The organism is Bacillus sp. SRL337, assembly GCF_984799155.1.
The window spans coordinates 765,908-790,908 of the sequence record NZ_OZ481793.1; the positions used below are offsets into that span (position 1 = coordinate 765,908).

A 25,001-nucleotide genomic window follows, 5' to 3' on the forward strand; every position below is an offset into this window, starting at 1 on the left:
TAGCTGACCGGCCTGATTGACCTTATAATAAATGTCACCCGTGCATTTACCTGAAAGTAGAGTAATCTATTAATCGCAGGATTTTTTTCTTTTCTATCAGAGAATCTAGCATTAAGGAAACCGCTTTCTTGAATTTTTAAAAAAGTGTTGATATTCTGAAAATTAATGTATATAATCCTAGTAGAAAACGTTTTCAAAGTGGTTCGGGTTCATTTTTTTTACCTTTTAAGGAAACCGGTTTCCTTAATTGTTTTTCTTGAAAGGGCGGATGGGAAATTGATAAACAGGGGGAAATGTTAAATGAAAAGCATGAAGAAATGGATGGCGGTCGGTCTGTCTTCAGTACTTGCACTTTCACTTGCAGCATGCAGCGGGAATGATGAAGCATCTTCTGATGGGAAAAGCGGAGACAAAGTAACCTTGGATTTCTGGGCTTTTGGTGCTACAAATTATGAGGAATTGGCAAAGGAGTATGAAAAAGAAAATCCTAATGTGAAAATTAAGTTCAGGACTGCAGAGACAGCTGAACATCATGATGCTTTGTTTACAGCATTATCCGCTGGAAGCGGTGCTCCTGATATCGCAGCTCTTGAAGTTGATCAGCTGGATCGTTTTAAAGAAGCTCAGGACCGCTTTGAAAATTTATATGACCTTGGGGCTGAAGATGTACAGGATCAATACCTGGATTGGAAATGGAACGCTGGAGAGAATCAGGCAGGTGATTTCTTGTTTGGATTACCAACTGATATTGGTCCGAAGGCACTTTACTACAGGGTAGACTTATTTGAAGAGGCAGGGCTGCCTGTTGAACCGGAAAAAGTATCTGCACTGATTGATTCCCCGGAAGCCTTCAAGGAAGCGGGGCTGAAAGTAAAAGAGGCAACCGGCAAACCATTTGTAGACAGTATGGAAATGGCATATCGTGCCTATCTTGACGCATCAGTCGAAACCTATTTAAATCCTGAAGGTGAATTGCTTTTAGGGAAAGATGGAAATGCAGTTAAGCAGGCTTATGATTATGCTGTTGAACTCGATGAAGCAGGTATTGTCGGCAAATTCGATATGTGGACACCTGAATGGGCAAATGCTGTCAACACTGGTGAATTTGCGGCTGAACTTGGTGCAGGCTGGTTAAAAGGCTGGATGGAAGGCAATGCACCGGATGCTTCAGGAAAATGGAGAGTGGCAACATTGCCGACGGATTTCTCAGCAAACTGGGGCGGTTCTTATATCTCCATCCCGAGTGAAACCGACCATCCCCAAGAGGCTTATGACTTTGTTGAGTGGCTGGTTTCTCCTGAAAATCAGTTGAAGTCTTTCCAAAGCAAAGGATTATTCCCATCTGCTGAATCTGTATATGACATGGACGAATTCAAGTCAAACGAAGACAAGTTTTTTGACGGCCAGGTAACGGCATCGGTATTTGCTGAGGCAGCCCAGGACATTGATGGCGCCGTCTACAAAGGTGTGAAATACTTCCCGGTGCATCAGGAAGTGTTGAATGCACTTCGAAATGTTCAGGAAGGAGCAGATCCGGAAGCTGAATGGAAAGCGGCAATCAAAAGGGCAGAGGATCTAATCAGCCGCTGATGGTGATTTAGTTTGGGATATGGGCCTTTCTCTGGTCCATATCCAACTTCATAAGCGGAAGCGGGGGGGATTATGAACATTCCAACTAGTAAGGTACAGGCGGTTAAAAGTAAAAGGTATCTTTCTGAAGAAAAGAAAGACATGATATCCGGTTATTTATATGTTGCTCCTTTTTTTATCATCTTTGGCATCATTGGGCTTTATCCAGCTGTCTTCAGCATTTTTTTAGCATTCCAAAAATGGAATGGATTGAGCCCTATGTCTTTTGTGGGGTTGGAGAACTTTAAAGTTGTACTCGAAGACCCGCTTTTTTGGAAGTCGGTCTATAATACCATCATCATGGGGCTGATGGGTACGGCTCCGCAGCTGATTGTGGGAATCATTCTGGCATTTCTATTGAATTTGACGTTTCTCCGTTTTAAAAATTTTTTCAGGGTGACCATTTTCATGCCCTATATTACCTCGATGGTGGCGGTTGCCCTTATATTCAGTGTTCTGTTCAGTAACCATGAATCCTCACTGGCAAATTATGTATTAGGATTGTTCGGCTTTGACCCGGTTAACTGGGCAACCTCTGAGTGGGGAACAAAGATTGCGATTTCCATCATGGTATTTTGGAGATGGGTCGGTTATAACACGATTATTTACCTGGCAGGCATTCAAAGTATCCCTAATGATCTTTACGAAGCAGCCACAATTGACGGGGCCAATAAGAGGCAGCAGCTTTTATATATTACAATGCCGCTGCTCAAGCCATTCATTATCTTGACGGTCTTCTTCTCAACTGTAGGAGCACTGCAATTATTCTCGGAACCTACTGTTTTTCTTGGAACAGGGGCTTTTACAAGGGATGAAGCAATGACAGTGGTCATGTATTTGTACCGCGATGCTTTCAAACTGCAATCGTTTGGCACGGCTTCTGCAACTGCCGTTATCTTGTTGTTCATCATCATTATTTTCTCGGCGGTCAACACAATGCTTACATCGGGATTTGGCAGGAAAAGGAGGGGAGTCTGAAGATGGAAAAAATAAATAAACATAAGAAGCTGTCTTTAAGCCGGATCTTCATTTACCTGTTTCTATCTTTAGCCTCTCTATTATCCTTATTCCCATTTTATTGGATGTTCGTCATGGCCACTTCCCCGAGTTCGGCATATAATTCAATTCCGCCGACGATCACCCCTGGCAGTTTGCTGGTTTCCAATTTTCAAAAGGTAATTGCGCAAATAGACTTTTTTCAAGCGCTATGGAACTCCTTTCTTCTATGTACAATTGTGACATTAGTCGTCCTGGCCATCAGCTCACTTGCCGGATTTGCTTTTGCAAAATTTAAATTTCCTGGAAAAAATATACTGTTCTTTGCGATCTTGCTGACAATGATCATCCCTCCACAATTGGGATTAATACCGCAATACTTCCTCATATCAAAAGCCGGGCTGCTCGACACGTTGTCAGGCGTGATGATCGTGTTTTTCTTGAATCCGTTGGGAATCTTTTTAATGAGGCAGTATGTCAGTGAGTCTGTTCCAGACGAACTGATTGAAGCAGCAAAGCTTGATGGCTGCTCTAATTTCAAGATATATCGAAGCATCGTGCTGCCAATCATTCTGCCGGCGTTTGCGACGCTGGGTATCATTGTCTTCACGGCGGTATGGGGAGAATTTTTATGGCAGTTCACGGTATTGAGGGATCCGGAGACCTATACGATTCAAGTAGCACTGGCCAATTTAAGCAATACGTTTAACATTGACTTTGGGATGATTTTATCCGGAGTATTCTGGGCGACGGTTCCATTGCTGGTGATCTTCCTATTGTTTAACAAGCTGTTCATCTCCAGTATTACAGAGGGGTCTGTTAAATGAGACCGGCTTACCGGATTTCACCTTATTGATTCACCAACTATTTATTAGTAATCTAAAAAGTAGTCAACTCTACTAAACAGCAATTGAGGGATAGACATGAACTTAACGATAAAAGATATCGCACAAATGGCGGGCGTTTCCCCTGGAACTGTATCTAAAATTATAAATAACACAGGGAGCATCAGCGAAGCTACAAAGAAGAAAGTGCTTGATATTATTTCACAAACGGGGTATCAGCCAAATTTTTCAGCTAAATCTCTGGCTACTAAGAAATCTAATTTAATTGGATTAATTTACGCCGGAAAAGTAAATGTGGAATTTACTCATCCTTTCTTTATAGAGGTTGTGACGGCTTTTAAAAGAAACATAGGGCTGCTGGGTTATGACATCCTTATGTTTTCAAATGAACATTTCTATCAGGATAATGGCAGTTATTTAGCGAGGTGCCGTCACTTTCATGTAGATGGCTGTCTCATTATTACCGGAGAACAAATTGAGGATGCTATTTATGAACTTGTTGAAAGTGATATTCCTTGCATAGGGATCGACCTTGAACTGAATGGGCCAAAATCCAGCTATGTGATGACCGACAATATCAATCTATCCAATAAAGTCGTTCAGCATCTTTATCTGAATTCAGTCAAGGACATTGGCTTCATCGGCGGAAATCCTGAATCAGCGATTACGAAATTGCGGGAGGAAGGATTACGGACGGCCATGAATCAATTTGGTCTTGAAGTGAGAAAGGAATGGATGCAATATGGGGATTTCCACGAGAAGAGCGGTTATACGGCAATGAAGAAGATATTGCAGGCTGATCAGCTTCCCCAAGCGGTCTTCGCAGCATCCGATATGATGGCCATGGGTGCTATGAGGGCCATAAAGGAAGAGGGGCTGAACATCCCGGACGATATTTGTTTAATCGGCTGTGATGACATTGATGCCTGCCGCTATAGCGACCCTCAACTTTCGACTGTCAGGCAGGATAAAGACAAATTAGGAAAACTAGCAGCCCGCATGCTTAATGATCTAATCAGCAACGATCAGGAGATGAAGCCTGTATTCATCGATTCAAAACTGATCATCAGGGAATCTTGCGGAGGGAAATTAGTTTAAAAATAACCCGGAAATTATTCGGTATGATATATGGGAGGTCTGAAATGGCTATTATTGAATTTCCAAAGGATATGAAATGGGGGGCCGCAACAGCAGCTTACCAAATTGAGGGTGCAGCTTTGGAAGGAGGGAGAGGCCAATCCATATGGGATACATTCTCCCACACTCCTGGTAAAGTCAAAAATGGCGACAATGGCGATGTGGCGTGCGACAGCTACCATCGTTATGAAGAGGATATTAAGTTAATGAAAGAACTCGGCATTGATATGTACCGTTTCTCTGTCTCATGGCCGCGGATTTTTCCGGAGGGAACGGGTTCGGTAAATCCTGAAGGGCTGCAATATTATCATCACTTTGTGGATGCTCTACTGGCAAATGGCATTGAGCCGATGTGCACCCTCTATCATTGGGATTTGCCGCAGTCCCTGCAAGACAGGGGCGGATGGGAAAATAGGGACACCGTTGAAGCATTCGCTGAGTATGCTGCATTTATGTTTAAAGAATTCAGCGGGAAAATAACGAAGTGGGTTACTATAAATGAACCCTGGTGTGTATCGTTTCTGTCTAATTTCATTGGCGTGCATGCACCTGGAAACAAGGATCTTCAATTAGCAGCCGCCATTTCCCATCATCTGCTTCTGGCCCATGGGAAAGCAGTAAGACTCTTTAGGGAGTCGGGCATGGAAGGCGGAATCGGATATGCGCCGAACACAGAGTGGAATGAACCTTTCAGCAATAAGCAGGAAGATGTTGACGCATGCAGGAGGGCGACAGGATGGTTCATTGAATGGTTCTTTGATCCGGTTTTCAAAGGAAGCTATCCCGCATTTATGACAGAATGGCTGAAGCAAAAAGGAGTAACGCTGACCATCGAAGACGGCGATATGGAAATCATCAGCCAGAAGGTTGATTTCCTTGGCATCAACTACTATACCGGGAGTGTGGCCAGATACAAGGAGAACCATGAACTTTTTGACGTGGAAAAGATCGATATCGGGTACGGAAAGACGGATATTGACTGGAACATCTACCCGGAAGGATTTTATAAGGTGCTTTGTAAAATAACGGAACAGTATGGGCGTGTCCCTATTTATATCACGGAAAATGGTGCCTGCTATAATGATGAAGCTGAAAATGGCCGGGTTCGAGATGGGAGAAGGATACAATATTTGAAGGAGCATTTGACTTCGCTGAAACGCAGCATCGATTCAGGTGTGAATATCAAGGGCTACTTGACCTGGTCCCTCCTTGATAACTTTGAATGGGCAGAAGGATATGACAAGCGTTTTGGATTGATACATGTCGACTTCAATACATTGGAGAGAACCAAGAAAGACAGTTACTACTGGTACAAACAAATCATTCAAAATGGCTGGTTTGAAATGAAGGGTTCCTGATGAGAAAGAGGCTGCCCCTTTGGATAAGCAGTTCAGATAATGTGGAGAAAACATAAAATGGCAGCCTGAATAACATACGTTTTCGAACTAAGGGAATTAACAAACCAAAAAAGCTTGGGATATCCCAAGCTTTTTTGTTCTTATTCGATTAACGCACCCAATCGCTGAATAGTTGCCCGTTAAACTTTTGCATGCTTACATAATGAAACTAGGTTCTCTGCAATGGAAATTTATAGAGGGAGAAACTCCCCTTAATCAGCAGAAAAATACTGAAAACAGCTTAAATAAAGGGAGAAATTCCTCTTATTTGACTCGGAAAACGTAAAAATAGACACCTTGGCTTTGTATAGAGGGAAAAACTCCCCTCTATCACTGGTTACTCACTCTTCATCTTGCCATCTTCCGTATCTGCTCATATCTTGGAGCAGATTAAAATCACATCCCGAAAAATAAGTAAAATAGACCCTGCATAGCACGATCACACGATTCATTGTCAAGGTGTTATTCCGGGTGCTTATTGCTATGCTATTTTATTAGTACTATATGATAAACTTGATAAAACCACATAAACAACCATTCGTTTTATGGGCTGAAAGGTATGCTGACTCATATGCCATTTACAGTGTTTCTCCAAGAAAACGGAACTATTTACCCTTTGGAAGCAGCTTCTTTTGAGCCTATGTGCTTTAACGCATCACTTCTTCACCCGCTCAATGTCTTCAAACTAAGAGAATCCAGTGCATCATTTACATAGTCGATATCATAGATTTTCTTCTCAAGGCAATATCTGATCACGAGGTCATAGGTATCACTGTAGGAGAGAGAATACCCGGCTGCGTGTAAGAGGTCATCGGTTTCGTCCACATCAAGTTGAAGAGCAAGAGCCAAGGCAATTGCGGTGTTCCTTCCGACATGGTAATCGGGTTTTGACCGGATTTTGGAAAATAGCTTCCGATCAATTCCGGCTCTTTTGTAAACTTGCGGATCAGTCATCCCTTTTTCATCGATTAAAGTGAACAGTTCCTGCCTGAATGAAGGTTGTTCATTCTCACTGATGAAATCTTCCAATTCACTGGATTTTGCCTGATCCATCCATTCACTGTCTATTTGATAGGAGGATTCCAAGGCATCGGACAGGGGACTGTTTTCCTGTTGCAAGTGCAAGTGAATATAGTCTTTCAATTCTCTTAAAAGGGTCTGATCAAGCATAATTCCTGCCTCCCGAAATGTCGCTCGCCAGGCGACCAAAATATGGATGTCGTCAAGTATGATTATACCATCAACTAACTGAAGGAGATGGAAAAGATGAATAAGAAACTGACGGAAGTGGTGTTCCTCCTTGATCGAAGCGGCTCCATGGCAGGGCTTGAAATCGATACAATCGGCGGCTTTAACGGATTTGTCAGAGGCCAGTCCAAGTTGGAAGGGGAAACGCTGGTAACCACTGTCCTGTTTGATGATCGTTATGAGGTGCTTTGGCAGGGAGCAAAGGCCGAGGAGGTAAAATTGACTGAAAGAGAATATTTTGTAAGGGGCTGCACAGCCTTGCTGGATGCTGTTGGAAAAACGATTGTGGAAGTGGGACAAAGATTGGCAAAGACTCCTGAGGACAGCCGGCCGGACAGCGTGATCTTTGCTATCACAACAGATGGAATGGAGAACGCGAGCCGGGAGTTCACTTATGAAAAAATCAATGAGATGATCAAGCATCAAAGAGAGAAATACAGCTGGGAATTCATCTTCATGGGCGCTAATATTAATGCGGCAGAAGAAGCGAACCACCTTGGCATCAGCGCTGAGAATGCCTACGACTTTGAAGCAACAGAGGAAGGTATGGAAAAGATGTATGCAAAAATGAGCGAAGCGGTCTCTGACATCAGAGAAAAATAGTAGATTACTTTAGCGCTTTAAAGCAGTCGGGGACTGTCCCCGGCTGCTTTAAAGCGCTAAAGTCCTTGTTTCAAGCTCCCAAGAAAGTTAGACTAATATCAACAGCCTGTTAATGTTTTTTCGATTTTTGTCGATATTATATAGTAAGATCAGGTAGTCACAAACTTTAAACTGGGAGCTCACATACATTGGATTATAGAACGAATACCTCATTCATGAACATCGTCTTCATTGTCATTATTATACAAATACTGCAGTTGATCCTGGGGTTATATTTTCCGATTGATAATTTTATGAACCTGGTTATGCAAGTTGCTATGACGATCATTACCCTTGGACTGGTATATTTTATGTTAAAGGGTGTTTTTCAGGCGACGAGTGAGCTGAAGGAAAGCAATGAAAAATTAAATAACATTTTTGAATCGTTGGATGTTGCTATTTGGACCCACGACTTGAAAACGGATAAGCTCTTGATCACGCCTGGAATTGAAAAGCTGTATGGAAGGGATCTGGAGGAGTTTTACAAAGACCCCCTTCTTTGGAAAAAAGTCATCCATCCTGATGACCTGCCGATCCAGAAGGAGAGGCGGAGGCTTATCCAGACAGGGACCCCTTGTACAAGTACTTACCGGATCACCAAGCCGGATGGAAATGTCCGCTGGATCCAGGATAGGGGAATTCCCACCCTCGATGAGAATGGGGACCTTGTATATTTTTCAAGCGTTTTATTTGATATCACCGATCGAAAAGAAAGTGAGGACCAGTACCGCAGCCTGGTGGAGTTATCCCCTGATATCATTTCAGTTATAAGAAACAGAAGATTCGTTTACATGAATGCTGCCGGAAGCAGGCTTCTTGGCGCCCGCAATCCTGAAGAGGTAATGGGGCAGGAAATCGAACGGTTTGTAAGAGGGCAAAATATAGATGGGGTGAGAGAAGCTGTCAATCAAAGCTGGAGCGAGGGGAAAACCGATGATCTCATATTTGAAGCAGAGGTCATCCGATTCGATGGTACCCTCATTGACGTCGAGATTTCAGCTATGCCGATTCTATATGGAGGAAAGCCTGCCTTCCAATTGATGGGCCGGGATATCACCGAGCGGAAAAAATCCGAGGAAACCATTCGCGAAATGGCCTATTTTGATACCTTGACCGGTCTGCCGAACCGGAATATGTTCAAGCAAAAACTGAATAAAAAACTTGAAAAATCAGAAATCGGGACGTTTGCTATTCTTTTTCTCGACCTTGACCGTTTCAAGGTAATCAATGACACAAAAGGGCACACAACCGGAGATCAATTGCTAGTGGGAGTGGCCAAGCGCTTACGGAATGTGATTGAAAAAGAAGGAGACGTTTTCAGGCAGGGCGGGGATGAATTCATCATCCTTTTCGAAGACATTGACAAAGAAAGAGTCTCTACTCTCTCCAGTCAGATTTTGCAAAGCTTTGTTAAACCGATCGAATTATCCGGTCAGGAATTTTTTGTGACACCAAGCATTGGAATCAGTATGTACCCTGGAGATGGGACAGATCAGGAAACGTTGATAAAGCATGCTGATACCGCTATGTATTTTGCAAAGGAACGCGGAAAAAATAACTTTCAGTTTTATAATAAGGAATTGTACAGCAATGCTACACGAAAAATGGACCTGGAAAATCAACTCCGCAAATCACTAAAACAGAACGAATTCAGTCTCCATTATCAACCGAAAGTCAATCTTATAACAGGAAAAATCTTAGGAGTGGAAGCATTGCTTCGATGGGAACATCCCTCTTTGGGAATGGTATCCCCCGCAGAATTCATACCGCTCGCAGAAGAAACCGGATTGATTGTCCCGATCGGAAAGTGGGTCTTGCGAGAGGCTTGCAGGCAATGCAGGGAGTGGGAAGAGATTGGATCAAATTCCATCTCTGTTGCTGTCAACATATCGGTACGACAGATTCAGGATGACGACTTCATAGAATATGTTCAAACAGTATTAGAAGAGACCGCCTTGGATCCCGCTCTGCTTGAACTGGAGATTACTGAGAGCATCATGCAGGACTTTGACAGGACTTCAAGGATATTGAACAGCCTGAAGGACCTGGGGGTAACCATCAGCATTGATGACTTCGGGACTGGGTACTCTTCTTTGAACAATCTGAGGTATCTTCCGATTGATCACATCAAAATCGACAAATCGTTTGTCGATGACATTATTGATGATTCCCAGCACTCCAAAAATGGTTCAATTGTAAAGACCATCATTGACCTTGGAATGAATATGAATTTCTCCATCATCGCAGAAGGTGTGGAAGAACAAGAGCAGGTCGATTTCCTGATAAAGAACTCCTGCCGCATCGGCCAAGGCTATTACTACAGCCGCCCGCTGCCGGCTGGTCAATTGCAGGACTATATCACAAGTGGCGCCGAAAATCCCCCTGCAGCAGATTAACGCATCACCGCGATAGGGGACAGTCCCCGGTTCCACTGCCGTATTAACGCATCACCGCACCGAGGGACAGTCCCTCGGTGCTTTAAAGCGATAAAGGAAGTGCAGCAGATTTGAAGTATATTTATAATTATGCCTGGGAAGAGAATGAGAGGTTCCTATGTGCAATGGAGATGCGCGCCATTTTTGGGAAGGCTTCCAATTCGAACATCCTTGAAAGCACTCTTAAAATAAATCCGAGCCGCAGCCCATTCATAAGAGAGCGCATTGGCATCCTCTGTGAAGGCGGGACCATGGAAGAATTGATGAAGAAAGTAAGGGAATTGCCTGCACCGGTATCTTCTTTCAAGGTCATCTATGTGAAAGATCCAAGTTTTATAAAAAATGATAAAACAGGATTCGAAGACCGGAGGAGAGCAGAACGTAGCGTCGGCTTGAATATCCCAGGAAAAGCTGACATTAGAAACCCTGAAATATTGTATGGACTAAAAAACATGTCTCGCCGCTGGATTTTCGGTGAGTATGTTCAAAACGAAGCGGTTTGGCTGAAGCATCAGCATAAACCCCACAGTTATTCAACAGCACTCAGCACCCGTGTTGCCAGGGCGGTTGTTAATATTGCCGTCCCTGATCCTGCCGGGAAAAAGGCAATCGATCCCTGCTGCGGAATCGGGACGGTGCTGGTCGAGGCGCTATCGATGGGAATTGACATCATTGGCAGTGACCTCAATCCGCTTGTTATTCCCGGTGCCAAAGAAAACATAGAGTATTTCAAGCTTCAAGGGCAAGTAGATGTAAGGGATATCAGGAGTGTAAAAGGAAGCTATGATGCTGCAATCATCGATCTCCCTTATAACCTTTGCTCGGTGATCACGCCCGATGAACAGCTTGAAATGCTGAAAAGCGCGCGAAGGTTTACCAAACGGCTTGTAATCGTGACGGTTGAAGATATCGACTCGGTCATTGAACAGGCAAACTTTGAAATAGAAGACCGCTGTGTTGTTATGAAAGGGAATTTCAAACGCGAAGTCATCTTATGTGTGTGACTCGGCGCCTGCTTTTTTTTGTGCCTGTCAGGAAGAGACAGCCGACTGCGGCGGGATTGCCGATACCCGGTTTGGATTTGCCGAAAGTCAGTTGAACGCCGAAACCCGGTGCAAAATCGCCGAAAAGCAGAGTGAAATCGCCGAAACTGGGCTCTGAAACGCCGAAACCCGGTTCAGAATCGCGGAAAGCCAGCTGAACGCCGAAACCCGGTGCAAAATCGCCGAAAAGCAGAGCAAGAACGCCGAAACCCCGTGCAAAAGCGCCGAAAAGCAGAGTGAAATCGCCGAAACTGGGCTCTGAAACGCCGAAACCCGGTTCAGAATCGCCGAAAGCCAGCCGAACGCCGCAACCCCCGTACAAAAGCGCCGAAAAGCCGAGCAAGAACGCCGAAACCCGGTGCAAAATCGCCGAAAAGCAGAGTGAAATCGCCGAAACTGGGCTCTGAAACGCCGAAACCCGGTTCAGAATCGCCGAAACCCGGTGCAAAATCGCCGAAAAGCAGAGTGAAATCGCCGAAACCGGGCTCTGAAACGCCGAAACCCGGTTCAGAATCGCGGAAAGCCAGCTGAACGCCGAAACCCCGTGCAAAAGCGCCGAAAAGCCGAGCAAGAACACCGAAACCCGGTGCAAAAGCGCCGAAAAGCAGAGTGAAATCGCCGAAACCGGGCTCTGAAACGCCGAAACCCGGTTCAAAATCGCCGAAAGCCAGCTGAACGCCGAAACCCCGTGCAAAATCGCCGAAAAGCCGAGCAAGAACGCCGAAACCCCGTGCAAAAGCGCCGAAAAGCAGAGTGAAATCGCCGAAACTGGGCTCTGAAACGCCGAAACCCAGCCGAACGCCGCAACCCCCGTACAAAAGCGCGAACCGCCCCCCGGATAAAAAAACAATTCCTTAGACACCCGAAATTCAGTATAATCAGAGTGTACTTAACCTTTTAAACTATCGAAATGGGGTGTCCACCTATGATCAAGCGTTTCTTCAGCTATTATCGGCCTCATAAAAAGCTGTTTTACATAGACTTTTTCTGTGCCATGCTGGTCGGGCTTCTGGAACTGGGTTTCCCGCTGGCGGTTTCCTGGTTCATCGATGAACTTCTGCCAAAAGGGAACTGGACCACCATCACAGCAGTAAGTGCGGGGCTTTTGACTCTGTATATGATGAGCTCCGGGATGCAGTTTGTCGTGAACTACTGGGGGCATAAGCTTGGGATCAACATTGAAACCGATATGCGCCGTGAATTGTTCAATCATGTGCAGCGGCAGTCCTTCCGTTTTTTTGACAATACCAAAACGGGGCATATCATGAGCAGGATCACAAATGACCTGATGGACATCGGTGAGCTTGCCCACCACGGGCCTGAGGATTTTTTCATTGCCATCATGACATTCATCGGGGCGTTCTGGATTATGATGACCATCAATGTGAAGCTGGCACTTGTCGCCATCATCATCGTTCCGTTCCTGATCTGGCTGATTTCGTATTCCAACATCAAAATGAATGCGGCCTGGACGAAGATGTACGGAAATATAGCGGACGTGAATGCCCGCGTGGAGGACAGTGTGTCGGGCGCGCGTGTGGTTCAGTCTTTTACAAATGAAGAATATGAAAAAAAGCGGTTCAACGTAAATAACTTGTTCTTCCGTAAATCGAAGCTGCAGGCGTACAAAGTGATGAGCTGGAACCTCTCGGGTATCTACGTCACCACCAGGCTGATGACGCTGGCCATCTTGGTGTACGGTGCATGGCTCAGCTTTACAAATGAGTTGTCATATGGGGAACTAGTGGCATTCATTCTGTATTTAAATGCATTGTTCAAGCCGATTGATAAAATAAGTGCCCTTCTCGAACTGTATCCAAAAGGAATGGCCGGGTTCAAGAGGTTTTCTGAACTCATGGAAATGGAACCCGATATCGAAAACAAACCGGATGCTGTCGAAGTCCCTGCTCTACGAGGGGATATCCGCTTCAAGGATGTCAGCTTCGGCTATGAAAACAACCGGACCATTTTGAATGACATGTCTTTTTCAATCAATGCAGGGACAACGGTCGCGTTCGTCGGTCCGTCAGGGGCTGGAAAGACCACGATCTGTTCATTGATTCCCCGTTTCTATGATGTGGAGGAAGGCGCTATAACTGTTGACGGAATGGATATCCGTGATATGACCAAAGAATCGCTCAGGGCAAACATCGGCATTGTTCAGCAGGATGTCTTCTTATTTACGGGGACACTTCGTGAGAACATTGCTTATGGAAAGCTGGGAGCACAGCAGGAAGAAATTGAAGAAGCGGTGCGGAAAGCCCATTTGACTGAGCTGATCGCATCTCTGCCTGATGGATATGACACACAGATCGGGGAAAGGGGACTGAAGCTTTCCGGAGGCCAAAAGCAAAGGCTGGCGATTGCCCGTATGTTCCTGAAGGATCCGTCGATTTTAATCCTGGATGAGGCAACTTCAGCACTGGACACCGAAACAGAGGCAATCATCCAGGAAGCTCTGAATGACTTGTCAAAAGACCGAACGACACTGATCATCGCCCACCGTTTGGCCACTATTAAAAAAGCGGACCGGATCATGGTCATCACTGAAGATGGCATCGCAGAAGACGGTTCCCATGCCGAGCTGCTGTCCCACGAAAATGGGATATTTGCAAAACTGCATGCCCATCAGCATTAAAAAACGAAGCCCGTTATCCTAAGGAGGATAGCGGGCTTATTTATGTGGAAATTCCGGGTTGTGCCGTTACACCCCGAATAAAAACGTCTGTTCAATCTCAAATCGACAAATTTGGGGGCGTGCCTGTCACTAGAATTTGGGAGCCCTGCGGTGCTTCGTTCCCTGCTCATATCCATAAGCGATCTCGATCAAGGCAGGTTCGCTGCAGGCTCCTCCGGTAAAGGTGATCCCGACCGGTTCTCCCTCAGGTGTGAACCCGGCTGGCACTGTGATGGACGGATACCCGGCCTTGGCAGGAATCATGGCTCCGTAGTTGTTCGGGAATACGATGGCATCGAGACTGTGTTCTTTCATCACGGCATCAATTCCGCTGGTTTTGGAAAGGTATTGGTCCTTTTCCAAACTCTTCAGGTATGCAGGACTTAACAGGCCAGTGGTTTCTTCAGATTCTTCCATTACTTTTTGTCCGTATTTCAAGGCTGGTCCGCCAAGTTCGTTGTTCGTACGGATGATATCACGCAGCGTCCGGACGCCGACAGACGGATGGACCGTTTTTAGATACGCATTAATCCCCGACTTGAATTCATATAGAAGCACATTGATATCCCAATCTGCGTCAGTGGATGGAATCTCAACTGAATCAATAACTTCCGCCCCCAAATCGCTAAGCTTCTTTGCAGCGGCATTCATGATGTCCAGTTTGGGCTCATCAAGATAATCAAAATAGGTGCTGCGGGCAATCCCGATTTTTTTCCCTTGAAGTCCGTTTGCAAGCAGGTGGTCCGTAAAACAGGTGTCCACTAATTCATTCGCTGCAGTTATTGGATCTTTCTCATCCACACCTTTCAACGCCTGCAGAAGGTGAACAGCATCGGTTACTGTCCGGGCGATCGGGCCGGCGGTATCCTGGGTATGGGAAATCGGTATGACACCGGTCCTGCTGATTAAACCGACCGTGGGCTTTATTCCCACAAGCGAGTTCTGGCTTGCCGGGCTTAAAATGGAGCCGGATGTTTCTGTACCTACCGCCACAACAGCGAGATTGGCAGCGATGGCAGCAGCCGAACCGGCACTGGAACCGCCGACCATGAAGTCAGCTCCATAAGGGTTCAACACCTGGCCGCCTCTGGAACTGTATCCTGTAGGCATTTCTTCTCCCATGAAGTTGGCCCATTCGGTCAAGTTCGTTTTTCCAAGAATGATGGCACCCGCTTCACGAAGTTTTTTCACAAGAAACGCGTCATCTTTTGCATAATGTTCCGCAAGTACCATTGAACCCGCACTTGTATGCATGCTGTCGGCTGTATCAATATTGTCTTTAATGACAACCGGAATGCCGTGAAGAGGGCCCCGGCTGCCTTTTGTCTTTCTTTCATAATCCAGGCTGGCGGCAATATGAAGGGCATCAGGATTGAGTTCAATAATGGAATTGATTCCTGGACCTGACTGGTCGAGCTCCGCGATTCTGTCGAGATACATCAATACAAGGTCCTGGGAGGTTAGTTCATCGTTCTGTATCTTTTCCTGGATATCCCCGATGCCTGCTTCGATAAGCCAGCCTTTATTTAATTCTTCCAAATGTGGATCGATCATGATATTCGTCCCTTTCTGTTTAAAACGCTGTTATCATATGGATTTTCTACCAGGTCTTTTTCCTTTGAACAGGGAGAGAGCTCTTTTCTTTCTCCTGCCTATCAGGCTTTTTTAAAAAGGCTGTTTTCGCATTCATTGTTGCTTTCGAAAAAATCCCAAGAGCCGGCTTTTTCCCCTGTATTCCATGGATTTCCCTTCGTAAAAGGGAGGGTAGCTCTTTTCTTTCCTGCTTACAGGTGGTTATCCGGTGAATGACCAAAATAATGGTTGACATTCATTTTGAATAGCAAGAAAGTTTACGGAAGGCTGTTTTCGCATTCATTGTTGCTTCCAGAAAAATCCCAAATCCGGATTTATCCCCCTGCATACTACGTTTTTCGCTCTGAGAGAAGAGAGAAGCTCTCTTCTCTCTTGCTAAACAGGGGTTTTTTCCGGTTCATTACTCCACTATCTTTCGGAATTATTATCAAATAGCAACAAAGTTATGAAAAGAGCCTTTAAAAATGACCTCTTCCAGAGGCTCAAAGAAAATGGATCTGTAACAATAAGTATACTATGGATTGAGCCGAATCCCTTTTTATGATGTGTAGATTATCATATTAAGTCGAACGGCTCGTAAATTAAAATAGCTCAAGTGGGTACACAATAGTTAACGCCAATCAACTAAGGAGTGTTCCCAAATGAGCTATACCCATATCGTACCACAGGAACGTGTACTAATCGAAAGTTATTGCCTGGAAAAGAAATCGCTGTCTTACATTGCCTCACAGTTGAAAAGAAGCAAAAGCACCATTCATTACGAGCTAAAACGCTGTAAACCTTATAATGCCCTGCAGGCTCAGCTCGACTACGATGCCAAGAGGGAAAACTGCGGTTCTAGACGCACGGTCCATCAAGAAGATATTGACTATATTTTGACCAAACTTAAGCTAGGCTGGTCGCCTGAAAGCATTGTAGGCCGGTATTGTAAAATGCATAAAAACCCTTTTCCAATCAGTGTATCAAGCATTTACCGGTACGCTGCCCTCGGTCTGTTCAAGCTGTCCCAAAAGCTTCTGATTCGAAAAGGGCGGAAGTTGAAAAACAACATGACGGAAACGCGAGGCAAGATGCCCCGTCTTAAAAAGATTCATGCTCGTAGTGCGCCCCGAAGCCAAGTCGGGCATTGGGAAGTCGATACAGTCATCGGCAAGTCGCACAAAAGTCAGATTCTCACGTTGACCGAGCGTACCAGCCGGTTTGAGATTATCTATAAGCTGTCGGCGAAAACGGCGAGTGAAACCGCCCAGTCCATCATCCACGTGTTGAAAAACTTGCCTAAAAAAGTGGTAAAGTCCATCACCGCAGACCGTGGCAAGGAATTTCATCTTTGGGAAGAAGTGGAGAAAGGGCTGGAAGTTCCCTTTTACTTCTCGGATCCCGGCAAACCAGGTCAGCGTGGCACCAATGAAAATAGCAACGGCCGCATTAGGCGCACATACCCAAAAGGAACCGATTTCAGCCGGATGACCCAGAAGGACATTATGGACTTTCTCTTGACGTTTAACCAGGTCCCCCGGAAAGTGCTCAATTATAATACGCCATTTGAGGTATTCATGAGTTTCTTGCCGTGTTCGACTTGAGTTGACAATTTACAATGATAATAATATTTTCTGTAATCCCGGGTATAAAAGGGATAGACCAACATACACTGGAGGACAAACAAATGAAATGGCGAGGAAGACGGGGAAGTTCGAATGTAGAAGACCGACGGGGAATAGGCGAGGAAGACCATCGCGGCCAGCGGAGGAATCGGCGGAATTATCCTGGTCCTCCTGTTTACTTTTCTTGGCGGCGATCCGGGAGCACTGTTAAACAGCATTGGAGGAACAAGTACAGACACAAGCGAGCCCTATCAGGCAACTCAGCAGGAAGAAGAACTAGCAGATTTTGTGTCGGTCGTATTGGCAGATACGGAGGAAGTGTGGTCGAAGGTCCTTGAAGAGCGGGGATTGGTATACGAAGAGCCAACCCTTGTTCTGTATACTGATAACGTTCGATCAGCATGCGGAACGTCAAACTCGGCTGTGGGGCCATTTTACTGTCCGGGAGATCAAAAGCTGTATATAGATCTGAGTTTTTATCAAGAGCTGCGGCAAAAATTCCAGGCTCCTGGGGACTTTGCCATGGCTTATGTGATTGCCCACGAGGTCGGCCATCATGTGCAGACATTACTTGGAACGAGTGATGAACTCACACCTCTCCGCAATCAATTGAGTGAGACGGAATTCAATAAATACCTTGTCCGATTTGAACTTCAGGCGGATTATTATGCAGGCGTCTGGGCGCATCATGCTCAAGGGATGGATTTGCTTGAAGAAGGGGACCTGGAGGAAGCCTTGACGGCGGCAAGTGCTGTTGGAGACGATACGTTACAGAAAAAGGCGAGAGGGTATGCGGTGCCGGAAAGCTTTACCCATGGATCCTCTGAACAAAGAAAGAAATGGTTCTACAAAGGATTCGAAAACGGCACCATTGAAGGCGGTGATACGTTTCGAGGTATGCAGCCAAAGAGAATAAAACAACCCGCAGCTGAACGTTCTGCTGCGGGATTTTGAAATGCTATGGAATGCGCGAGGGAATTGTACCGGTAGAGCGTCGAAATGTACCGAGAGACAAAATCACTAAAATGCACCTGGTACAAATACCAGGTGCATTCCGCAAACTGCCAAGTTATTAACGAGCGTTAGGAAATACTCTTCTTGTCATTTCGCTGAACTCTTCAAACAATCCCCTGACTGGCTTTCCGTTCTGAAGATCATTTCCGTAATCCTTCATTCTTTTAACAAAATCAGGGTTGGAGGATACATATACATTATTGATATCCTTATCTGTATCCTTCACCGCTTTTGCTACTTTTTGTTCAATATCCTTTGTGACTTCCCCTTTGGCCTTACCCTCCATCACAACAGCAACAAATGCATTGTTCTCCGTTACGATGACATTAGCGTCCCGTACTTCTTTTAATTCATTGACCTTGTTCGCAGCTTCTTCGGCGGATTCCATTGTTTGCTGTCCGTTGTTTGCATTACCATCGTCGAGCATCCCATTCCCATTATTGCCGTTGTTCATGTTATTTCCGTCATTTCCGTTATTATTATAGCCGACATTTCGGGTCTGAAGGTTATTATCATCTGCTCCATTGCCGCTGTTGGCCATTCCGCAGCCGGCAAGTAAAGACAATCCAGTCATAACGGTGAGGATCATTTTAAGGCTTTTCATATCTTTTACCTCCAAATCAAATTTAGTTTCAAAGATAGATTTTACCGACTGGAAAAAAACTATACATAAAAAACTTAATCCATGTTACACCTGCTCAACAGCTTCTCGGATCCGTTGTGTTTTGTACCATTGTAAACATAAAAGAAAAACGATGACCATATCAATGCCATCCCCGCCGAAATACATGATGAGGGCGCCGGTTTCCGCCTCTTCAAATGGAACTCCTGAAGGGGGATGGGCATAAAGGAATTTGGCTAATATGCTGTGACTGGCCAAAGCGGGAATCAATGACGCAGACCGGTATATAAATGAAGACTTATGCGGAGAGGGGCCGATGGCCAACATGGATTCGGTAAAAAGAAAGCCTGCCAGAAAAATATGGATATGGATAAAAACATACAGCAGTAAATGCTGGTGCATAGCATGGTAAAGGTCTGTTGTATAGAGAATCCACAATCCTCCCATATTTAGGAGGGAAGCCATAAACGGATCTGTCAGCAGCCCGGCTGGAGCACTCTTTAAGATTGTCGAAAGCCGTCTCGCCATTTTCACATTCAATGTTCTTAGAATCAGTGTCATGGGAGCAGAGAGAACGATCAAAAGGGGAGCCAGCATTCCAAGCAGCAAATGGGCTGCCATATGAAAGGTGAAACTTGAGTGGGCTCTGTCGGCAATCGGTCCGGATACGGAGTAAAAGATGCAGCCAATGCCGGCTATCCAAAGAAATGTCCGCGAGATCGGCCACTTCCGATATGTCCGGTTAGAAGTCCAGACTGCCAAAACATATACCAATATGGCAGCAGCAGCCCACACCGGCAGCCATAAACTTCCTGTTCCGGATGCCTGAACGTGAGTATGGTCAACTGCCATACGCTTTTTCCTTTGTGTCTTTGCCCGTTTTAAGGGTCAACAGGATTCCGATCAACAGCAGGACGGAGGCGATGATATTCCAGGTCCAATCATAGACCAAGATATTATCAACATAACGGATTTGGTGGATTCTCATGATTTTGTGCTGGATCGTCCCATCGTAAAGCTGAAACCCCCCGTTCCCCAGAAGCATTCCGCCCCACCATCTTTTCAACCAGAATGCCCCCCGCCGGCGAAGGTCGGCAAGCAAGAATAATCCGGCAATCGTTGCAAACCAGCTGAAGGCATGAAACAAACCATCCGAAACAAGTCCCATGGCGGTGGTGGATTTATCATAAAAATGGTGCCAGTGAAGAAGCTGGTGAAAGACTGTCTCATCAACAAAAGCCGCTAGTCCCAGACCGAAGAATATACCCGATATGAGATTCCGTGATAAAAAGGAATGTTTCATGTTAACCTCCTTGAACTTTTTCTTACCATTCTATCCAAGAAGCATCAAAATTAATTTATTTGGTAAAAAAAATGAGGCGCAAATCCACTGAAGGATCTGCCCCTCAATTAGTTAGGATAGTTCTAGGAACCAGTGTTTCTAAAATGGGTATTCCATCGTTCTGCCTTTTCCAGGGAAGGGAGGTCGCTCAAAATATCTCCAGGTTTGACACCTGATCCAATCATGTAGTCTGTGAATTCCATGTTCACAAATTCAAAAATATAATTGAACTGCTGCACCAGCGGAAGTCCCTTGATGTTTGCTGTTCTTCCACCGGTAATGACGACATACGCTTTCTTCTTTGTCAGCTCTTCCTTCAGGTTGAAACGTTCATCACGCAGATACTGAGACCAGCGATCAAAGAAATTCTTCATCGGGCCGCTCATCCCATACCAATAAAGGGGTGTACCAAACAGCAGGACGTCATGCTCCAACATGAGGTGGACCAGCTCTTCATAGTCATCATTCACCGGCGAGAAACCTTGCTCGGTATGTCTTAAATCCGTAATCGGCTCAATATGTTTATCCGCCAATGACACGATCGTATGGTCAGTGCCCTCAAGAATTTTGTTCGCCAGATACTCCGAGTTGCCGTTCTTCCTGGTGCTCCCCAGCAAAGCTAAAATTTTCATCAGCATACACTCCTCTTTCTAATTATATGTAGTATATTTCAAAAAGCCTATTCTGTTTCCACATGTTCCAGCTGCTGTTCAAAAATAACACAAAACCCGCATTTTGACCTATTCGCTGGGCTTCTTTATAGGAATGGTTTGGAAAAGGAGGCTGGTAAGGCCAAAGGAGGAATTAACGTCCGCGAAAACGGCTTTTGGAGGTGCGGTTGAATCAAAGCAGACGAAAGACGAAATGGGCATCAAGGACGAAACTTCCAGGGGGAAAGCAAAATCTGCAAGCGAGGCCTCTAAAGAACAATAAAAAAATCAAAATGTCACCCGGAATTCCCCAATAAAGTTCCTGAAAGACGTAAAATAAATAAGAGTAATGAATAATGGCCATGAGGACCAACAAAAAAAATAATACACATCACAAAAACCCCTGAACCAGTAACCTCGTCTAATTATATGGGAGGGAAAAACGTGGAAGACATCATAACAGATATATATGACATGGAAGACAAAGAGGAAATGCTGGATGAAATCATGCGGATGTACGGCCAGGATATCCTGCAGCTTGTGTTTTCATATGTACACAATAAAGCAGTCGCTGAGGATCTGACTCAGGAGATCTTTGTGAAATGCTTTAAAAATATACATACCTATAACAGGAAGTCCAAATTGAAAACCTGGCTTTGGAGAATCGCCATCAACCACAGTAAGGATTATCTCAAAAGCTGGTATAACAATAAAGTGATCATTGCTGAAACAGCCGCCAATCAACCCGGCAGCCAGGGGAAAAGTGTGGAGGAATCAGTCATCCAAAGAGAAGAAGACACAGAGCTTGCAAATGCCGTGATGAATCTGCCGGTCCAGTATAGGGAAGTCATTTACCTTTATTATTTTGAAGAGATGCAGATTAAGGATATTGCCACGGCGACGGAACAAAAATCTAATACAGTGAAAACCAGGTTGAGACGTGCCAAATCAATCCTTAAAGAACAGCTGGGAGGAGACTTGTAATGGAAAATCGCCTCAAAAAGTTAAAGAAGACAATGAAAACTACCACCTTCAGCGGGCTTGAATTCACCGATGCATACAGAGAGGAAATCCATAAAAAGCTGAAACAAGAGGACAGTGAAGAGCAGATTCTCCTTGCTATTATGCAGCTGCTCATCAACGAAAAGAATGGATTCGACTTGGCAAAACAATTGAGAAGCAGGGGAATCAAAAAATTTGAAGACCAGGAAGGCATGCTGTACACCATCCTTCACCGTATGGAGGGAAAAGAATATCTGGAATCACATTGGACCAAAGAAAATGGCAAGGTATACAAGATAAGCCGGAAAGGGAGCAGGCTCCTGAAAAAACAGGAAAAGAGGAGCACAGATTCCAGGGCAGTTTGGAAAACCCTGATGGAGGTGAGGCTTGATGGGTGATAAAAGAAGAACCTTTTTAGAAGGAGTCAACTCTCATATCAAGTCGACTGAAGCCAGGGCTTTTGTCTCCCGTGAGCTGAATGATCACATCGACAATGAAAAAGAAAGGCTTTTGAAAAACGGGCTGGGGGAAAAGGATGCAGAAGAGACAGCAATAAAACATATGGGAAATCCAGCTGAGCTTGGGAAGGACTTCAATACCATTCACCGTCCTAAAATAGATTGGTGGCTGGCAGGGCTGCTTTTGTTAACCATTTCATTAAGCTTTCTTCCTTTGCTTATGTGGAATGTGAATAGCAGTTTTTATTTTACAAAGATGAAACTGATCATTACGTTCCTTGGGCTGGGCTTAGCATTCGGCGTGATGCTTTTTGATTACCGGAAGCTGCAGAAGTTTCAGTGGACATTTTTTGCCATTGGTATGCTGATTTTAGTGCTGCTAGGATTTATGTCGAATCAATTTATTAATGGAAGACCTAATTTTGCGATGGGACCATTGACTATAGAGAGCACTATGGCAGTGCCGTTCTTATTCCTGGGCTGGTCCATTTTTTTCTCAAAAGAGGGATTCAGGATATGGAAAGCGGCCATGTTATTTATCGGAACGGTATTTCTATTCTTAATGTCGGTGAATCTTTCCATAGTCTTGATCTACTCCATAATGGTATTTGTTATGATGTGGGGAAGTCGGATGAGGTTAAAGATGAAGATGATCGTTACCGGTATTTCATTTGTCCTTTTGTTTTCATATGCTGTCTTATTTTTCACTACATCACAAGCTTATCAACAGGCACGGCTGCTGGCTTATCTGCACCCTAATCGTTTTGCGGATTCCGGCGGCTATATGTACCTCAGGTTAAAGGAAACCTTTTCTCAAGCCGGCTGGCTTGGCCAATTCGGCAAGCAGGAGTTCATCCCTTCTGGTCATACGGACTTTGTCTTTGCCAGCATAACATTTCAGTTCGGCTGGCTTACGGGAGTGTTCCTTTTTGCGGTACTTGCTTTACTGATGGGGAGAATGATGCTTGTCATATCAAAGGTTAAAGATTCTTTCGGTAAAATGTTGATCCTCGGAGGGACAGCTGTATTTACAGTACAATTCCTTTATAATGTGGGAATGCTGCTGGGCTTCCTTCCTCTGACAGGAATCTCTCTTCCTTTCATCAGCTATGGGTTGATGCCGACCCTTTTGAACTCACTTATTGTCGGGATAGTGCTCAGTGTATATAGAAGGAAAGATCTTATTGGAGCAGCAATATAAGGATTTCGCGGTTGTATTTGAAAAGCCCGGAGGATCATGCAAATTGATCCTCCGGGCTTTAATGTATGCTTCATGTTGGGACAGACACAAAAGGTGTGATCTGAACCTGTCTAAGCCTGGCTGTCCTTAATCAATCAGGTTCTCAGAATTCAATCCAATCAGTGAATCCACGACAAACCTGCCATCCTTGCTGATCAGAACATCATCGAAGTAGATCTCGCCGCCGCCGTATTCCGGCTTGAGCATCAAAACGATATCCCAGTGGATGGAGGATTTGTTTCCATTATCAGCAACTTCATAGGCCTCCCCCAAAGCCAGGTGGAGGCTGCCATTTATCTTCTCATCAAACCCGATATCGTTCATGATGGAATTGATATAAGGGTTGACCCCCAGAGCAAATTCACCAATGTACCTGGCGCCCTCATCTGAGTCAAGTAATTCATTGAGGTTTTCATTATTGTCACTCTGGCAGTCGGTGATCTTCCCATCTTCAAACGTCAGCTGGATGTTAGTGTATGTTTGTCCTGCATATATTGATTTGGTATTGAATAGAATGGTGCCGTTGACTGATTCCTTGACAGGAGCGGTAAAGACTTCACCATCCGGAAGATTTATCTTGCCGTCGCATTTGATGGCTGGCAGATTTTTAATGGAGAACTGGAGGTCTGTCCCTGGTGCCAGAATGCGGACCCTATCTGTTTGATCCATCAGATCGACAAGTGAGTCCATGGCTTTTGACATCTTACTGTAATCCATTGTGCAAGTTTCATAAAGGAAATCGGTGTAAGCTTCTGTGCTCATTTCAGCAAGCTGCGCATAAGCCTTGGTCGGTACATTGAATAGCACCCATCTCTTTTTTAGTTGTTCATCGCTGACCGGTTTATAGGCTTGGCGATAGGTGTTCTTTTTGGCAGAAGGAATGTCAGCATATTCGGAAATGTTCTTTTCCCCCAACAAAATGATGACGGCATCCATCTCCTTCATTTGGTCGAGCTTCAGCTTTGCATCCATTTCAAATTGGTCTTTTGAGCCGGAAATCATCATCTTCCGGTTCATTCTATAGTCGGTCTGCTCCACAAAAACGTGCCCGCCTGCTTTAAACACTTCATCCATAAACGGAGCGATGAAGTCATAATCATGAACATCCAATGCTTCAATCAGCACCTTTTCGCCTTTTTGGACATTCAGTGAGTACTGAACAACGGTTTTTGCGAGTGCCTGTAATCTTGAGTCCACTTTTTATCCCCCTTGTGTGTGTGACAGGGATCATCCAGCTTATCACATAAACGCGGATGATATGTTAAAGAATATATTCTTGAATTCCAGCACATTCAGTATAAAGGATTTTTTCTTCTTCATCACTTCATTCGTTCATATAAGGCTGTTTTCGCATTCATTGTTGCTTTCGGAAAAATCCCAGGAGCCGGAATTTTTCTCTGAATTTCCGGAATTCCCCCTCGAAAATG

21 protein-coding genes and 1 pseudogene are annotated in these 25,001 nt (G+C 44.8%); 14 read left to right on the top strand and 8 right to left on the bottom strand.

The window, feature by feature from the left end; translation table 11 throughout:
- The first annotated feature begins 300 nt into the window (after window positions 1–300).
- The 5 genes from AC4E8A_RS03750 (at window position 301) to AC4E8A_RS03770 (ending at window position 5,965) form a co-directional block, all read left to right on the top strand.
- Window positions 301–1,590 (top strand): ABC transporter substrate-binding protein, encoded by a 1,290-nt coding sequence (locus AC4E8A_RS03750; RefSeq protein WP_490196898.1) that lies wholly within the window; start codon window positions 301–303, stop codon window positions 1,588–1,590.
- 72 nt (window positions 1,591–1,662) lie between these two features.
- Window positions 1,663–2,607, top strand: coding sequence for a carbohydrate ABC transporter permease (locus tag AC4E8A_RS03755; RefSeq protein ID WP_490196900.1), 945 nt, complete (start codon window positions 1,663–1,665; stop codon window positions 2,605–2,607).
- 2 nt (window positions 2,608–2,609) lie between these two features.
- On the top strand, window positions 2,610–3,452 hold the full coding sequence (locus AC4E8A_RS03760; RefSeq protein WP_490196902.1) for a carbohydrate ABC transporter permease: 843 nt from the start codon (window positions 2,610–2,612) through the stop codon (window positions 3,450–3,452).
- A gap of 96 nt (window positions 3,453–3,548) precedes the next feature.
- Window positions 3,549–4,568: a LacI family DNA-binding transcriptional regulator gene (locus AC4E8A_RS03765; RefSeq protein ID WP_490196904.1), complete on the top strand. Its 1,020-nt coding sequence runs from the start codon at window positions 3,549–3,551 to the stop codon at window positions 4,566–4,568.
- A 44-nt stretch (window positions 4,569–4,612) separates the two neighbouring features.
- Window positions 4,613–5,965 carry a GH1 family beta-glucosidase gene (locus AC4E8A_RS03770; protein ID WP_490196905.1) on the top strand — a complete coding sequence of 451 codons (1,353 nt, stop codon included), beginning with the start codon at window positions 4,613–4,615 and terminating at the stop codon, window positions 5,963–5,965.
- Window positions 5,966–6,667: 702 nt separating this feature from the next.
- Here the strand turns inward: AC4E8A_RS03770 and AC4E8A_RS03775 are convergent.
- Window positions 6,668–7,174: a hypothetical protein gene (locus tag AC4E8A_RS03775; RefSeq protein WP_490196907.1), complete on the bottom strand. Its 507-nt coding sequence runs from the start codon at window positions 7,172–7,174 to the stop codon at window positions 6,668–6,670.
- 96 nt (window positions 7,175–7,270) lie between these two features.
- Here AC4E8A_RS03775 and AC4E8A_RS03780 point away from each other — a divergent pair, with 96 nt between their 5' ends.
- The 3 genes from AC4E8A_RS03780 (at window position 7,271) to AC4E8A_RS03790 (ending at window position 11,333) form a co-directional block, all read left to right on the top strand.
- Window positions 7,271–7,855 carry a vWA domain-containing protein gene (locus AC4E8A_RS03780; protein ID WP_490196909.1) on the top strand — a complete coding sequence of 195 codons (585 nt, stop codon included), beginning with the start codon at window positions 7,271–7,273 and terminating at the stop codon, window positions 7,853–7,855.
- Window positions 7,856–8,043: 188 nt separating this feature from the next.
- Complete coding sequence (locus tag AC4E8A_RS03785) at window positions 8,044–10,290, top strand: bifunctional diguanylate cyclase/phosphodiesterase (protein ID WP_490196911.1); 2,247 nt, start codon at window positions 8,044–8,046, stop codon at window positions 10,288–10,290.
- 110 nt (window positions 10,291–10,400) lie between these two features.
- A complete protein-coding gene (locus tag AC4E8A_RS03790) occupies window positions 10,401–11,333 on the top strand; it encodes a TRM11 family SAM-dependent methyltransferase (protein ID WP_490196913.1) in 933 nt (310 codons plus the stop codon).
- Here the strand turns inward: AC4E8A_RS03790 and AC4E8A_RS03795 are convergent.
- Window positions 11,317–12,222 carry a hypothetical protein gene (locus AC4E8A_RS03795; RefSeq protein ID WP_490196915.1) on the bottom strand — a complete coding sequence of 302 codons (906 nt, stop codon included), beginning with the start codon at window positions 12,220–12,222 and terminating at the stop codon, window positions 11,317–11,319. The genes AC4E8A_RS03790 and AC4E8A_RS03795 overlap by 17 nt on opposite strands.
- Before the next feature lie 75 nt (window positions 12,223–12,297).
- Here AC4E8A_RS03795 and AC4E8A_RS03800 point away from each other — a divergent pair, with 75 nt between their 5' ends.
- Window positions 12,298–14,010, top strand: a complete 1,713-nt coding sequence (locus tag AC4E8A_RS03800) for an ABC transporter ATP-binding protein (RefSeq protein ID WP_490196917.1) — start codon at window positions 12,298–12,300, stop codon at window positions 14,008–14,010.
- A 129-nt stretch (window positions 14,011–14,139) separates the two neighbouring features.
- On the opposite strand, the gene AC4E8A_RS03805 is transcribed toward AC4E8A_RS03800, so the two are convergent.
- On the bottom strand, window positions 14,140–15,603 hold the full coding sequence (locus tag AC4E8A_RS03805; RefSeq protein ID WP_490196918.1) for an amidase family protein: 1,464 nt from the start codon (window positions 15,601–15,603) through the stop codon (window positions 14,140–14,142).
- Window positions 15,604–16,283: 680 nt separating this feature from the next.
- Between AC4E8A_RS03805 and AC4E8A_RS03810 the strand changes: the two genes are divergently transcribed.
- Window positions 16,284–17,225 carry an IS30 family transposase gene (locus AC4E8A_RS03810; protein ID WP_490196920.1) on the top strand — a complete coding sequence of 314 codons (942 nt, stop codon included), beginning with the start codon at window positions 16,284–16,286 and terminating at the stop codon, window positions 17,223–17,225.
- Window positions 17,226–17,308: 83 nt separating this feature from the next.
- A pseudogene (ypfJ, locus tag AC4E8A_RS03815) lies at window positions 17,309–18,200 on the top strand (KPN_02809 family neutral zinc metallopeptidase).
- Window positions 18,201–18,318: 118 nt separating this feature from the next.
- Here the strand turns inward: ypfJ and AC4E8A_RS03820 are convergent.
- The 4 genes from AC4E8A_RS03820 to AC4E8A_RS03835 all read right to left on the bottom strand — a co-directional run bounded on the left by AC4E8A_RS03820 (window position 18,319) and on the right by AC4E8A_RS03835 (window position 20,856).
- On the bottom strand, window positions 18,319–18,864 hold the full coding sequence (locus AC4E8A_RS03820; RefSeq protein WP_490196922.1) for a YhcN/YlaJ family sporulation lipoprotein: 546 nt from the start codon (window positions 18,862–18,864) through the stop codon (window positions 18,319–18,321).
- 84 nt (window positions 18,865–18,948) lie between these two features.
- Window positions 18,949–19,734, bottom strand: a complete 786-nt coding sequence (locus AC4E8A_RS03825) for a cytochrome c oxidase assembly protein (RefSeq protein WP_490196923.1) — start codon at window positions 19,732–19,734, stop codon at window positions 18,949–18,951.
- On the bottom strand, window positions 19,724–20,185 hold the full coding sequence (locus AC4E8A_RS03830; RefSeq protein ID WP_490196925.1) for a DUF2243 domain-containing protein: 462 nt from the start codon (window positions 20,183–20,185) through the stop codon (window positions 19,724–19,726). The genes AC4E8A_RS03825 and AC4E8A_RS03830 overlap by 11 nt, the downstream gene beginning before the upstream one ends.
- 122 nt (window positions 20,186–20,307) lie before the next feature.
- Window positions 20,308–20,856 carry a flavodoxin family protein gene (locus AC4E8A_RS03835; protein WP_490196927.1) on the bottom strand — a complete coding sequence of 183 codons (549 nt, stop codon included), beginning with the start codon at window positions 20,854–20,856 and terminating at the stop codon, window positions 20,308–20,310.
- A 447-nt stretch (window positions 20,857–21,303) separates the two neighbouring features.
- On the opposite strand from AC4E8A_RS03835, the gene AC4E8A_RS03840 reads away from it, so the two are divergent.
- From AC4E8A_RS03840 to AC4E8A_RS03850, 3 genes are read left to right on the top strand one after another with little or no spacing between them, the layout of a single operon-like run.
- Window positions 21,304–21,858 (top strand): sigma-70 family RNA polymerase sigma factor, encoded by a 555-nt coding sequence (locus AC4E8A_RS03840; protein ID WP_490196929.1) that lies wholly within the window; start codon window positions 21,304–21,306, stop codon window positions 21,856–21,858.
- Window positions 21,858–22,274, top strand: a complete 417-nt coding sequence (locus AC4E8A_RS03845; RefSeq protein ID WP_490196930.1) for a PadR family transcriptional regulator — start codon at window positions 21,858–21,860, stop codon at window positions 22,272–22,274. Before AC4E8A_RS03840 ends, AC4E8A_RS03845 begins: the two co-directional genes overlap by 1 nt.
- Window positions 22,267–23,535, top strand: a complete 1,269-nt coding sequence (locus AC4E8A_RS03850) for an FtsW/RodA/SpoVE family cell cycle protein (protein ID WP_490196932.1) — start codon at window positions 22,267–22,269, stop codon at window positions 23,533–23,535. The genes AC4E8A_RS03845 and AC4E8A_RS03850 overlap by 8 nt, the downstream gene beginning before the upstream one ends.
- 126 nt (window positions 23,536–23,661) lie before the next feature.
- Here the strand turns inward: AC4E8A_RS03850 and AC4E8A_RS03855 are convergent, their stop codons facing one another.
- Complete coding sequence (locus AC4E8A_RS03855; protein ID WP_490196934.1) at window positions 23,662–24,771, bottom strand: aminopeptidase; 1,110 nt, start codon at window positions 24,769–24,771, stop codon at window positions 23,662–23,664.
- Window positions 24,772–25,001: the final 230 nt, after the last annotated feature.